12 protein-coding genes are annotated in these 13,924 nt (G+C 42.6%); 10 read left to right on the top strand and 2 right to left on the bottom strand.

The genetic code is table 11. The features are described from left to right. Positions 1–116 precede the first annotated feature (116 nt). From BLR76_RS01350 to BLR76_RS01340, 3 genes are all read left to right on the top strand, one after another. Positions 117–980, top strand: coding sequence for a DegV family protein (locus tag BLR76_RS01350; protein ID WP_091264514.1), 864 nt, complete (start codon positions 117–119; stop codon positions 978–980). 99 nt (positions 981–1,079) lie between these two features. Beyond that, the gene (gene recJ, locus BLR76_RS01345; protein WP_091264512.1) at positions 1,080–3,389 is read left to right on the top strand and encodes a single-stranded-DNA-specific exonuclease RecJ; all 2,310 of its coding nucleotides are present in this window, start codon (positions 1,080–1,082) and stop codon (positions 3,387–3,389) included. 29 nt (positions 3,390–3,418) lie between these two features. Next, complete coding sequence (locus BLR76_RS01340) at positions 3,419–3,931, top strand: adenine phosphoribosyltransferase (RefSeq protein ID WP_091264510.1); 513 nt, start codon at positions 3,419–3,421, stop codon at positions 3,929–3,931. Positions 3,932–3,970: 39 nt separating this feature from the next. Here the strand turns inward: BLR76_RS01340 and lexA are convergent, their stop codons facing one another. After that, positions 3,971–4,603 carry a transcriptional repressor LexA gene (lexA, locus tag BLR76_RS01335; RefSeq protein ID WP_091264508.1) on the bottom strand — a complete coding sequence of 211 codons (633 nt, stop codon included), beginning with the start codon at positions 4,601–4,603 and terminating at the stop codon, positions 3,971–3,973. A gap of 199 nt (positions 4,604–4,802) precedes the next feature. On the opposite strand from lexA, the gene BLR76_RS01330 reads away from it, so the two are divergent. From BLR76_RS01330 to BLR76_RS01310, 5 genes are all read left to right on the top strand, one after another. Further along, positions 4,803–5,048, top strand: a complete 246-nt coding sequence (locus BLR76_RS01330) for a DUF896 family protein (RefSeq protein WP_091264505.1) — start codon at positions 4,803–4,805, stop codon at positions 5,046–5,048. 106 nt (positions 5,049–5,154) lie between these two features. Then, positions 5,155–7,152 (top strand): transketolase, encoded by a 1,998-nt coding sequence (tkt, locus tag BLR76_RS01325; protein WP_091264502.1) that lies wholly within the window; start codon positions 5,155–5,157, stop codon positions 7,150–7,152. Positions 7,153–7,401: 249 nt separating this feature from the next. Beyond that, a complete protein-coding gene (locus tag BLR76_RS01320; protein ID WP_091264501.1) occupies positions 7,402–7,644 on the top strand; it encodes a YneF family protein in 243 nt (80 codons plus the stop codon). A 103-nt stretch (positions 7,645–7,747) separates the two neighbouring features. Continuing rightward, a complete protein-coding gene (locus tag BLR76_RS01315) occupies positions 7,748–9,499 on the top strand; it encodes an ABC transporter ATP-binding protein (RefSeq protein WP_091264498.1) in 1,752 nt (583 codons plus the stop codon). After that, complete coding sequence (locus BLR76_RS01310) at positions 9,499–11,283, top strand: ABC transporter ATP-binding protein (RefSeq protein ID WP_091264496.1); 1,785 nt, start codon at positions 9,499–9,501, stop codon at positions 11,281–11,283. The genes BLR76_RS01315 and BLR76_RS01310 overlap by 1 nt, the downstream gene beginning before the upstream one ends. A 79-nt stretch (positions 11,284–11,362) precedes the next feature. Here the strand turns inward: BLR76_RS01310 and BLR76_RS01305 are convergent, their stop codons facing one another. After that, entirely contained in the window at positions 11,363–11,959 is a 597-nt protein-coding gene (locus tag BLR76_RS01305) for a lysophospholipid acyltransferase family protein (RefSeq protein ID WP_091264494.1), read from the bottom strand. Between the two features lie 238 nt (positions 11,960–12,197). Here BLR76_RS01305 and rpsB point away from each other — a divergent pair, with 238 nt between their 5' ends. Next, the gene (gene rpsB, locus BLR76_RS01300) at positions 12,198–12,956 is read left to right on the top strand and encodes a 30S ribosomal protein S2 (RefSeq protein WP_091264492.1); all 759 of its coding nucleotides are present in this window, start codon (positions 12,198–12,200) and stop codon (positions 12,954–12,956) included. A 45-nt stretch (positions 12,957–13,001) separates the two neighbouring features. Next, complete coding sequence (gene tsf / locus BLR76_RS01295) at positions 13,002–13,886, top strand: translation elongation factor Ts (protein WP_091264490.1); 885 nt, start codon at positions 13,002–13,004, stop codon at positions 13,884–13,886. Positions 13,887–13,924: the final 38 nt, after the last annotated feature.

The raw sequence follows: 13,924 nt of genomic DNA, 5'->3' as shown, positions 1-13,924 counted from the left end.
GGGGGGAAGAGGTGCCTTTTTGTATTTTAATTGATAGAGCAACGATAGTTACATTAAAACAACACGAAAAAACAAAAAAAATGGTAATTACTATTATAGATAAGGTAGGGGAAAAAATGAATAAACAAAAAATTGCTATATTAACCGACTCGGGCTCAGATGTACCTGAACAGATTCGTACGACATATGATGTCAAGGTCATTCCTTTGAAGATCATTTTTGAAGACGGTGAATATGTTGATAAAGTAAACATTACCGCTGAAGAAGTTTATGACCGAATGAGTGAAGAAATACCAAAGACTTCTCTTCCTGATGGAGAAATCATCAAAGGAATGTTTGATGAAATCAAGGCAGAAGGATATGAAAAAGTACTTGCCGTGACGATTTCAAGTGGACTGAGTGGAACGAATAACATGGTCCGCATTGTGGCTGAGCAGTACGAAGGGCTGGAAATATTTGTTTTGGATACTAAAAATATCGGTATTGGTGCAGGTTTTTCTGTTGTGGAAGCAGCACTTCAGGCAGCAAAAGATATAGAATGGGATACAATCAAGGCTAATCTTCAGAAGGGCATTGAAAAAGCGAAAGTTTTCTTCCATGTGCCTACACTTGAGTACCTTCAGAAAGGCGGACGAATCGGTCTGGTTCAATCAGTTCTCGGAAGCATGATGAACCTCAAACCGATCATTACGTGTAATGAAGATGGAATCTATCACACTGTAGCTAAAGTCAGAGGTAAAGCAAAGTCTGTGAACAAAACTATTCAGTTAGTTGAAGAGTTTGCTTCTACAGCTAAAAAGTACAATCTGGCAGTTGCTTACGGTGGGAGAACTGCTCTAAAAGAAGCTGAAGCAATCAGACAGGAGCTGAAGGCCAAGCTTCCTGATTATGAACAGTTCTTCTTTGATCAAGTCAGTCCAGCACTGGGTGTCCACACTGGACCAGGTCTGATTGGTATTGGCGTTCAGATCTTAGACTAATAGAAATATTATGAAACAGACGCAGTAAAGACTTCCTTTATTGTGTCTGTTTTTTTCTGTTATAATGTAGGAACGTGAATCAGACTAGGAGTGAATCGAGTGCTAGCAGAAACAATATGGCGAAATAATACAATCGGTGACGATCAGGCAATTTCAGATCTCGCTGCTGAAATGAACCAGTCAAAAACTTTCATACGCTTATGTATGGCTAGAGGACTGACGACTAAAGAAGACATCAGTCACTTTATGACGCCGACAGCGGAATGGTTTCATGATCCTTTTGAACTGAAGGATATGGACAGAACAATTGAACGGATTCAGAAAGCCATCGAGCTCCATCAGAAAATAACAATTTATGGCGATTATGATGCGGACGGAGTTACAAGCACAACTATTTTATATGAAGCGATCGAGATGCTCGGGGGGAATGTTGACTATTTTATTCCTAATCGGTTTGTTGAAGGGTATGGCCCGAATATCAATGCATTTGAACGCTTAGTTGAACAAGGTACTGAGCTGATCGTGACTGTTGACAATGGGATCGCTGGACACGATGCGATTAATAGAGCGAATGAACTGGGGATCGATGTCATTGTGACTGACCACCATGAATGCCCGGAAAAGCTCCCACAAGCTTATAGCATTGTACACCCTAAGCATCCCGAAGGCAGTTACCCGTTTAAGGAACTCGCAGGGGCCGGTGTCAGTCTGAAAGTAGCGCAAGCCCTTCTTGGAGAATTGCCCGAAGAAATGATCGAACTGGCTATGATCGGAACGATAGCAGATGTAGTGTCTCTCACTGATGAAAACAGGGCGCTCGCTTATTTCGGCTTGAAGCTGATCAGACAGACCCAAAGAGTTGGGCTGCAGAGTCTATTAAAACAAGCTGAAATCTTCAGGGAAGACATTGATGAAGAAACGATCGGCTTCAAGCTTGCTCCGCCTGTCAATGCCGTAGGCCGTTTAGGGGATGCCACGATGGTTGTCGACCTTCTCACTACATATGATGAGAAAAATGCAGAAGACCTAAGCAGAAAAGTGATGGAGAAAAATAGTGAAAGAAAAAATATAGTCAGTCAGATTACCGGCGAAGCATTATCTAGAGTTGATGAACAGCAAAATGATCAAGTTATTGTATTAAAAGACGAGAAATGGCATCAAGGGGTGCTGGGTATCGTGGCCAGTAAAGTGACTGAAAAGACTGGAAAACCAGCTCTCATATTTTCTGTTGACCAGGAGACTGGGATAATGAAAGGCTCAGGTAGAAGCGTGTCCGGTTTCAATCTGTTCGACTGTATGCAGCAGACCAGTCATCTCCTGAGCAGTTTTGGTGGACACGAAATGGCCTGTGGTGTCAGCCTTGAGTTGACCAATCTGGAAACATTCTACGACGCACTCCAGAAAAGTGCGAAGAATCTAGTGGGAGATAGGGCACTGAAGACTGAACTGACAATTGATGTTACGGCAGAATGGGAAGATCTGTCCATCGACCTGATTACGGAACTTGATCAGCTCAGACCATTTGGCCAAGATAACAGAAAACCTATATTTAATATTTCTTCTGTCGTTCCAGAAGGGGCTCGCTTGATAGGGGCGAATCAGGATCATTTAAAATCGCTCGTTACTAAAAATGATACTAAAATGGATCTGATCGCATTTGGAGCTTCAGACTGGTTTGATGTGTTCAAAACCCAGCCGGAAATAGATGTTGCTGGATATGTGTCGATCAATGAATGGAATGGAAACAGAAAGGTTCAGATCCAGGCTGTCGACTTCAAATCCAGAGAAAAAATAGTCATCGACAGACGCCAGTCAACTTTAAAGTCGGAAGTGTTCCTCGATTCTGAAGGCCATTATGTATTCTTTCAGAAAGCAGTATATAATAAGTGGCAGGAACAGATTCATCCAGAAGCTACCTGTCAGTTGGTGGACATGAGCACTGAGTTATATTCGGTCAGCAAAACGACTAAAATAATTGTTGTTGATACTCCAGACCATCTCGAACTTTTCCGGACTGTGTACAGGAATTATGTGAAGCAGTCTTTCTACTTGTATCTTTATTGTCCAAATGAGTACTATTTTAAAGGCATGCCGAAACGTTCAACGTTCTCATCTTTGTATAAATGGCTGCGAACAAAGGAAACAGTCGATCTGTCAAAAGACACCAGGGAACTGGTGACTAAGCTTAATATCGATAAAGAAGTCGCTAAATTCATGTTAATGGTGTTTTTAGAGAACGAATTTGTTACAATAGAGGATGGAAAGGTGAGAGTCGTTGCCGATCCGGACCCGAAAAAACTGGAAGACACCAAGACGTATAAAAGACGGCTGGAACAGATTGCTGTTGAAGAAAAACTGGTTTACAGCTCTTTTAACGAATTGATGGCTGCCATAAATGACACAGACTAAGTATGTGTAAACATAACGGAGGATTATAAATGGATTTTAAACAATATATTGCTGATGTACCTGACTTTCCTGAAGAGGGGATTGTGTTTAGAGATATTTCTCCACTGATGGCCGATGGCGAAGCTTACAGAGAAGCAACCAGACAGATCGTTGAATACGCTAAAGGAAAAGGGGTCGAAATGATCGTCGGTCCTGAGGCCAGAGGGTTCATCGTTGGCTGTCCTGTTGCCAATGAACTGGGAATTGGCTTTGCACCCTGCCGTAAAAAAGGAAAGTTGCCAAGAGAAACTGTCGAAGTGAGTTACGGACTTGAATACGGCAATGATATCCTTCAGCTCCATAAAGATGCGATCAAACCAGGTCAAAAAGTGCTGATCACAGACGACCTGCTTGCTACTGGAGGTACCATAGCTGCAACGATCGAACTTGTAGAAAAGCTGGGTGGAGAAGTTGTCGGTGCGGCATTCTTTATTGAACTTGCTGATTTAAAAGGTCGCGATAAAATTGAAGGCTATGACATTTTTAAATTAATGACTTACTAAATACTGAAAACCCCCTCTCGAGTGAGAAGGGGGTTTTTATTAGAATATATGGCTTCTATATAAAGAAATAACTTTTCCGAGAATTTTTACATCGTTAAGGATGATAGGGTCAAGTGCATCATTTTCGGGCTGAAGTCTGATATGATTCTTTTCTTTGTAGAATCGTTTACAGGTTGCTTCATCATCTTCAGTCATGGCAATGACAATATCTCCATTACTTGCACTTTCCTGTTTTCTGACGATAACCTGATCGCCGTCTAGAATACCAACATTCATCATACTATCTCCACGGATAGTCAGCATGAACAGATTGCCTCTGTCCAGCTCCAGGTCATTTGGAATCGGGAAATAATCTGTAGCTTCCTCAATAGCAAGGATAGGTTCGCCGGCAGTGACTACTCCTAGTAGAGGTATTTTGTCCTCTTCATCTATTCCTAGTTTATCCAATCCCGCTTTAGTGAACTCGATCGCTCTTGGTTTCGAGGGGTCTCTTAGGATGAATCCATTTTTTTCAAGACGTGCTAAATGTCCGTGAACTGTTGACGTAGAAGAGAGAGCTGTCGCCATCCCGATTTCTCTCACAGTGGGAGGATACCCTTTCTTCTTCACTTGGTTATATATATATTGTAGAATTTCAATTTGTTTTTCACCTTTACGGCCTCTAGTGGTCATTACTCACCCTCACTTTCGGAATAATTTATATGAACAACTGTTCTATTGTTATCAGTATAGCATAGGGCAGACGCTAATTCAAACGGATGTTCGAATAAAGGAAGCAGGTTTCGATCGAATCTTATCTACCACTTTTTAATCATGAATGTTATGATATAAGGTGTAGGACTTGCAAGAAAAGAGAACTGAGGAGGATTCTATGTTAGAAAAGAAAAAACTGGACAGAATAAATGAACTCGTACGAAAAGAAAGAAGCGACGGTCTGTCTCAGGAAGAAAAAGATGAACAAAAAGGGTTGAGAGAAGAGTATATCCAAGCTTTCAGGTCCGGCATGAAGAATCAGATCGAAGGGATGAAAGTTGTGGATCCTGATGGAAATGATGTCACACCAGATAAAGTGAAAGAGATTCAGAAAGAAAAAGGCCTCCATGGCCGGGATGAGTAAACAGCCATATTCGCAATAACTGCAGAATAGATTGAAATAAAGCGCTAAAAATAGTACAATAACAGAGTAAGTTTAAATTTTAAACAAACGAAAGGGTTGAAGTTCATTGTTCGATAAAACAGATCAAATGGCTGTCGATACGATTCGTACATTAAGTATTGATGGAGTACAGGCAGCTAATTCAGGTCATCCTGGGTTACCTATGGGAGCAGCTCCTATGGCATATACATTATGGACCCGTCATTTAAACGTTAATCCGAAAAATTCGAGATGGTTCAATAGAGATCGTTTTGTCCTTTCAGCAGGACACGGCTCTATGCTATTATACAGCCTTCTTCATCTGTCAGGTTATAACGTGTCTATTGATGACCTTAAAAACTTTCGTCAATTGGGAGGGATTACACCAGGACACCCTGAAGTGCATATCACAGATGGTGTCGAGGCAACTACTGGTCCTCTAGGTCAAGGCGTAGCTAATGCAGTAGGAATGGCAATGGCAGAAGCACACCTATCTGCTACCTATAATAAAGGTGACTATAACATCGTTGACCACTATACTTATGCACTGTGTGGAGACGGAGACCTTCAGGAAGGTGTTTCTCAGGAAGCTGCTTCTCTGGCTGGTCACTTGAAATTAGGCAAACTGATTATGCTTTACGATTCCAACAATATCCAGCTTGATGGACCGACTTCAAAAGCGTTCACTGAAAATGTCGGTATGCGTTTTGAGGCTTACGGATGGGAACATATCCTGGTTGAAGATGGAAACGATTTAGAAGCCATCGATGCTGCAATAACTAAAGCGAAAGAATCCACCGATAAACCAACACTTATCGAAATCAAAACAGTCATCGGATTCGGAGCACCAAATGCCGGTACGCACAATGTTCACGGTGCACCACTTGGACCTGAAGGGGTAAAAGCTGCCAAGAAAGCATACGGCTGGGAAGGCGAAGACTTCTACGTACCTGAAGAAGTCACTAAGCGATTCAAAGAGCACATGATCGATAAAGGTCAGGAGCTAGAAGATAAGTGGAACAGTCTACTTGATGAATACCGCAGTGCTAATGGTGAACTTGCGAATCAGTTCGACCTGGCTTTATCTGGAGAGCTTCCAGAAGGATGGGATGCTGAACTGCCTTCATTTTCTGAAGAAGACGGAGCAGATGCAACACGTAACTACAGTGGAAAAGTGCTGAATGCTATTGCTAAAGCTGTCCCTAACTTCTGGGGTGGATCTGCCGACTTGTCAGGATCGAACAAGACTATGATCAGTGGTGTTAAAAACTTCCAGGCTGGTCAGTATGACGGACGCAACATCTGGTACGGTGTAAGAGAATTTGCTATGGCAGCTGCTCTAAACGGTATCCTGCTTCATGGGGGAACAAAATCTTACGTTGCTACATTTTTCGTCTTTACAGATTATCTGAGACCAGCGGTACGCCTGGCTGCACTATCTGAAATTCCGGCTATCTATGTCATGACACATGACTCAATTGCCGTAGGTGAAGACGGACCGACTCACGAACCTGTAGAACAGCTGTCTAGCTTCAGAGGAATGCACAATCTGACTGTTCTTCGTCCGGCTGACGGTAACGAAGTAGCTGCAGCTTGGGAAATTGCTGTGACATCAACTAACCGTCCAACTATGCTAGTGCTGACTCGTCAAAATCTTCCTGTTCTTCCTGGAACTAAGGAAACAGCGAGACAAAATGTTAAGAAAGGTGCGTATGTCCTTTCTCCGTCTGAAAACGACACACCTGATGGTATCCTGATCGCTACTGGATCTGAAGTGACATTAGCTGTTGAGGCACAGAAAGAACTGAAAGCACAGGGGCACGATGTATCAGTAGTCTCCATGCCAAGTTTCGATTTGTTCGAACTTCAGTCTGAAGAGTACAAGGAATCTGTTCTTCCAGCTGCTGTAAAAAACAGAGTAGCTATCGAAATGGGATCTCCATTCGGCTGGCACCGTTATGCTGGACCTGAAGGTAGTATTCTTGCGATCGACAAATTCGGAGCAAGTGGTAATGGTGAAGCTGTTGTTGAAGCTTACGGATTTACTTCTAAAAATGTTGTCAACACTTACCTTTCAATGAAATAATCTAACTGAAAAGTCTGAAAGCCACCTGTATTCCTGCTGGAGCACAGGTGGCTTTCAGCATGTTGTGAATAAAAACAGGAAGACGGACTGGCCAGTACTTCCCTCTCTAAGTCGATCGATGGTATAAAATAGCTTTTTAACATATAAAGGTTTATTTCTCCACGTTTATTGTGTAAAATAGTTCAGTGAGTAGATATGTCTATGTCTGCTGTATGGTTACAGTATCGATTTTTGAAAGGAGTGAACAAGATGAGCACAGGCCTTGCTATTGTACTAATTATTTTAGCTCTGATCGCCGGACTGGTCGGAGGATTCTTTATTTCCAGAAAATATATGATGGACTATTTTGAAAAAAATCCACCAATCGACGAAAACATGCTGCGTATGATGATGCTTCAAATGGGACAGAAACCTTCTGAACGTAAGATCAATCAGATGATGAGTCAGATGAAATCTCAGCAGAAGAGCGCAAAGAATAAAAAGAAAAAATAAGTAAGGGACGGACAGAATAAAACGCTGTCCGTTAACATTTGACACAATATGACAATATGTCATATTGCTTTCACAATCGATTAAGCTAATGGGAGACGACGATATGGGGATATTTAAACGACTGAGCTGGTTTTTCAAACAGGAGAAAAAATCCTATCTGGTAGGAATAGGTGCGCTGATCATCGTAGCGCTGCTCCAGCTGATTCCACCGAGAATTATAGGCATTGTAGTCGATGAAATAGATATGGGTATAATCACACAGGAATCGCTGCTTACGTGGCTGCTGATTCTGGCTTCCACTGCAATCGGTCAGTATGCTCTAAGGTATTTATGGCGGGTGCGTATCTGGGGAAACGCTGCTAAACTTGAACAGATCGTGCGTAAGCAGCTGTTCAATCATTTTACAAATATGGATAATGAGTTCTTTCAGAAATACCGTACAGGTGACTTGATGGCACATGCAACAAATGACCTTCGTGGTCTTAGAATGGTTGCAGGTGGAGGGATTCTTACGATGGCTGATGCAATCAGTGTCGGTCTGACCACTTTGCTGGCAATGATTTTTTTTGTAGACTGGCGCCTGACACTTCTGGCGATCATTCCACTGCCATTATTAGCCATGACGTCTCGTGTGCTCGGGAAAAAGCTTCACCTGAGATTCAGAGACGCTCAGGCTGCTTTTTCGCATCTGAATGATAAAGTTCAGGAGAGTATTCAGGGGATCAAGGTCATCAAGACGTTTGGACAGGAAAAAGAGGATATAGAGCAATTTTCAAAACAGACTGACAATGTCGTTGAAAAGAACAGATCAGTATACAAAATCGATTCACTTTTTGATCCGGCGATTACGTTTATCATGGGGATTTCATATTTCCTGACGATACTTGTAGGAGGCTGGCTGATTTCAGACGGAGAAATATCTGTCGGAGATTTCGTGACATTCATCAATTATATCGGAATGCTCGTTTGGCCGATGTTTGCTATCGGACGTCTGTTCAACATTATTGAAAGAGGATCTGCCAGTTATGACCGGATCGAAAATCTGCTTAGAGAAGAGACATCAATAGTGGAACGTCAAGGGGCGATAGACAAACCGGTTTCAGGAGAGTTGTCTTTTGAACTTGATTCCTTTTCCTACCCTGATGAGGAAGGGACCACCCTTAAAAACATACACTTCACGCTTGAAGCTGGCGGGACATTAGGTGTCGTTGGTAAAACGGGAGCAGGTAAAACAACGATTCTTAAGTTGCTTCTCAGAGAATATGATGGGTATAAAGGCAGGATCAGGTACGGGGGATATGACATACGTGATTATACCCTCGATGCGTTATTGAAACATATAGGCTATGTGCCTCAGGATAACTATCTGTTTTCAGATACGATAAGAGAAAATATCCGCTTTGCAGATCCGACCTTGTCTCAGGAAGCTGTCGAAGCGGCAGCTAAACTTGCTGATATTCATGATGATATTCTTGCGATACCGAATGGATATGACACGGAAGTAGGCGAGCGGGGCGTGTCACTGTCCGGGGGGCAGAAACAGCGAATATCAATTGCCCGGGCTATCCTCATCAATCCTGAACTGATGATTCTTGATGATTCACTATCGGCTGTCGATGCGAAGACTGAGGAAAGTATCCTATCAGGGCTGAAAGAACTGCGCAAAGGACAGACGACGATCATTGCGGCTCACCGTATCAGCTCAGTCATGCACGCTGAAGAGATCATCGTTGTCGAAGACGGTGAAATTGTCGAGCGCGGGACGCACAATTCGTTGCTTGCACAGGATGGATGGTATAAGGATATGTATGAACAGCAGCAGCTGGTAAGGGAACTGGAAGGGGGAGAGGGCTAATGGAACAGCAGGAACTACAGAAAAGACGAACGATTCCGTTTAACGAACAGATAAGTATACTGAGACGGATCCTTACATTTGCGTCACCTTACAGAAATCAGTTTATACTGGCTATCTGTTTCAGTGTGGCTCTTGCAGTGACTAATGCGGCACTCCCCCGAATCATTCAGGTTTTCATTGATGACCACCTGACAGTCGGCGGCGTGACGATTCAGACCATTCTCTTCTTCGCATCTCTACACTTTGGTGTGACGATCGTTAGAATGACTGTCTGGTATTTCGAATTGTATATCTTTAATATGGCATCAGAAAAAACAGTACAGAACATAAGAAATCAGCTGTTCACCAAACTTCATAATCTAGGCATGCGATTCTTCGATCAGACCTCTACTGGCTGGATCATTACGCGAGCTACAAATGATACTGAAGCAATGAAGGACTTCTGGCATGTATTTCTGACGATCATACAAGGGGTGTTTGGTGTCATCATCTCCCTTGGAGCAATGTTCCTTCTGGATGTAACGGTGACACTATGGCTCCTTATCTTTGCACCGGTCCTACTACTGGTCATCAGATTCTATCAGGTCTACAGCTCACGCACTTACCATGAAATGAAATCCAAGCTGAGCCTGCTGAACACAAAACTTGCAGAAACCATTAACGGGATGTCAGTGATTCAGCAGTTCAGACAGGAAAAACGGCTTCAGAAGGAATTTGAAGAAACAAACCAGTCCTACTTCAATTCTCGTTTCTCCATGGTCAGAATCAACGCCTTGCTTCTGAGCCCGGTCATTAACATGCTGTATACTCTTGCTGTTGTTCTGATCCTGGCACTGTTCGGGTTCGACGCGTTGACCAGCCCGATTGAAGTAGGAATCATTTTTGCCTTCACATCATATGCAAATGATTTCTTCAGACCATTGACCCGGCTGATGGATAGTCTGAGTCTGTTCCAAGACGGAGTTGTTTCAAGCAGCCGCATCCTTACAGTTATGGATAACGAAGAGTATGTGCCGGAGCAGGACGACGATCCTGAAGCGCAGATCACTGACGGCAAGATAGAGTTCAAAAATGTAAGCTTCTCATATGACGACGAGAATTACGTTCTGAAAGACATTTCGTTCACTGTAAATCCAGGAGAGACTATTGCGCTTGTCGGTCATACAGGGAGCGGAAAGTCTTCGATCATAAACGTGCTGATGCGTTTCTATGATTTCCAGAAAGGGGACGTGCTGATCGATGGGCAGTCCATCAGATCCTTCCCTATGCGGGAGCTGCGTCAGCGTATAGGTCTGGTTCTGCAGGATTCCTTCCTTTTCTACGGAACAATCAAGGACAACATCCGTTTGATGAACGAGGCTATTACAGATAGAGAGATAATTGAAGCGGCACGATTTGTTCAAGCCGATCAGTTTATCGAAGAACTTCCAGGTCAATATGATGCGCGGGTTGTTGAGAGAGGGGCCAGCTTCTCCGGTGGTCAGAAACAGCTGGTCTCATTTGCCAGAACGATTGTAAAGGACCCTAAAATCCTAATCCTCGATGAAGCAACAGCAAATATCGATACAGAGACGGAGTCGCTCATTCAGGAAGGTCTGGAACGCATGCGTCAGGGACGAACGACTGTGGCGATCGCTCACCGTCTGTCTACGATCAGAGATGCTGATCAGATCCTGGTACTCGATAATGGGCATATTATAGAACGCGGGACCCATGACGAGCTGATTGAACGTGGCGGTTCATACAGAGATATGTACGAATTGCAGAACATCGGTCTGCAGTGATAGAAATATACTAGCAAAGCAAAAAAAGCCTTATCCACATCAGCCAGTAGATTGGTTGATGTCTGGATAAGGCTTTTTTTTATTTATGATCTTCATAATCTAGAGAGATGAACGCATCCTGTATTTTTTCGGAATAATAAGCAGTGATGTCCTTGATGCCTTCTATTTTAGGTTCAACTATGAACGGTTCTCCGAAGCGTACAGTTGCTTTCTGACGTTTCAGCAGGTCTTTGAATGTATAAGGGCCGTGATAGACAACAGGTACAATCGGTTTTTTACTCATTTTTGCTATCGTAACAGCGCCACCTTTAAGTTCAGTGGAATGTCGTGTTCCTGTGGGGAAAATCACCAGACCGAGATCGGTTTCCTTCAAAATCTTGACTGGGGTCTTGATGGCACTTGGGCCAGGATTTTTACGGTCAACAGGAAAAGCGTTCATTTTTGTAATCAGCCACTTAAAGAGTGGGTTCTTGAAAAGTTCTTTTTTTGCCATGAAACTGAATTGCTTGGGCGAGGCGGCAAGGACTAAATATACCGGATCGATCCATGAGCGATGAGGTGCTATAAGAATATAGTTATCATCTATAGGCAGGTTTTCCTTACCTTGGACTTTATATCGTCCATTTAAAGTCAGTATAAGCAACCTTACAATTAATCTAACAAATGAAAAAAACACTAGGGTCCACTTCCTTTTTAGGTTCTCAGTATAGTATGCGATAGAACTGTAAAATGTGCAAGAAAAAAATAACTGGGAGTTGCATTTTAAGAGTATATGTAGTATACTTATCAGCGGTGCAAAAAGCACCAAATTTCACACCTGAGTGGATGGATTGAATGGTGCTCTATTGCCATGGAGTGTTCAAACAGATGAAGCTCGGGGAGGAAAAATATAAAACCAAATGGAGGAATGACAAATGGCAGTTGTATCAATGAAACAATTATTAGAATCAGGTGTTCATTTCGGTCACCAGACTAGACGCTGGAACCCTAAGATGAAACCATATATCTTTACAGAAAGAAACGGCATTTACATCATCGACTTGCAGAAGACTGTTAAGCTGATCGACAAAGCTTACAACTATGTCCGTGATATTGCAGAAGATGGCGGAACAGTTCTTTTTGTAGGAACTAAAAAACAAGCACAAGATGCGATCAAAGAAGAAGCTCAAAGAGCTGGCGCTTACTACATCAACCACCGTTGGTTGGGTGGAACGCTAACTAACTGGGATACAATTCAGAAGCGTATCAAGCGTCTGAAACAGATCGAAAAAATGGAAGAAGACGGAACATTCGATGTCCTTCCTAAAAAAGAAGTCGGTATCCTAATCAAAGAACGCGATCGTCTTGAAAAATTCTTAGGCGGAATCAAAGATATGCCTAAGCGTCCTGACGTGTTATTCGTTGTTGACCCAAGAAAAGAGCACATTGCTGTTAAAGAAGCTCAAAAACTTAATATTCCAATCGTAGCAATGGTAGATACTAACTGTGATCCAGATGAGATCGACGTTATCATCCCTTCAAACGACGATGCTATCCGTGCAGTAAAATTACTGACTAAAACAATGGCTGATGCTGTTATCGAAGGAAATCAGGGAGAAGAAGGCTTTGAAGAAGAAGCTAAATCTGATTCTCTAGATGAAATCGTTGAAGTCGTCGAAGGCGATAACGAGTAATCATCGCTTTTTACCGGATCGATATACGACTAAGGAGGAATTTTTGTGGCAAACATTAAAGCAGCTCAAGTAAAAGAGTTACGTGATAAAACAGGCGTTGGAATGATGGATGCGAAAAAAGCATTAGTGGAAACTGATGGAGATTTAGACGCAGCTGTCGATTACCTGAGAGAAAAAGGTGTATCTAAAGCAGCTAAGAAAGCAGACCGTATTGCGGCTGAAGGACTGGCTAACGTTCACATCGAGGGTAACGTTGCGGCTATCGCAGAAATCAACTCAGAAACAGACTTCGTTTCTAAAAACGATAAATTCCAGAACCTTGTTAAAGGTATTACTAAAACTATAGCAGCAAACAAACCTGCAACTATAGAAGAAGCACTTGCTTTGGATATGGGGGGAGACTCAATTCAGGATACAATTACTGAAGCGACTCAGACTATCGGTGAGAAGATCACTCTACGTCGTTTTGCTGTTGTAGAAAAAACTGACAATGATGTATTCGGCGACTACGAGCACATGGGTGGACGTATTACTGTTCTTTCTATTATTGAAGGAACCGATGATGTAGAAGTCGCTCGTAACGTATCTATGCACATTGCGGCAATTAATCCTAAATTCATCACTCGTGAAGAAATCTCTCAGGAAGAAAGAGATCACGAACTGAACGTGTTGACTGAACAAGCTAAAAACGAAGGAAAACCTGCAAATATCGTTGAAAAAATGGTACAGGGACGTCTGAACAAATGGCTAGCAGAAGTAAGTCTTGTTGATCAGCCATATGTTAAAGATCCAGACAAAACTGTTGGTGAGTACTTAAGCGAAAAAGGTGCATCTATCAAATCATTCATCCGCTACGAAGTGGGAGAAGGAATTGAGAAACGTACTGAAGACTTCGCTGCAGAAGTTCAAAGCCAATTAGGCAATAAATAAGTTTGTAGATATGGAGCAGGGGTATTTGATCCCTGCTC

The organism is Alkalibacterium thalassium (assembly GCF_900101165.1).
Taxonomy (GTDB): domain Bacteria; phylum Bacillota; class Bacilli; order Lactobacillales; family Carnobacteriaceae_A; genus Alkalibacterium; species Alkalibacterium indicireducens.
Note: the sequence above shows the minus strand (reverse complement) of the source record. Positions and strands in the feature narration are given on the sequence as shown.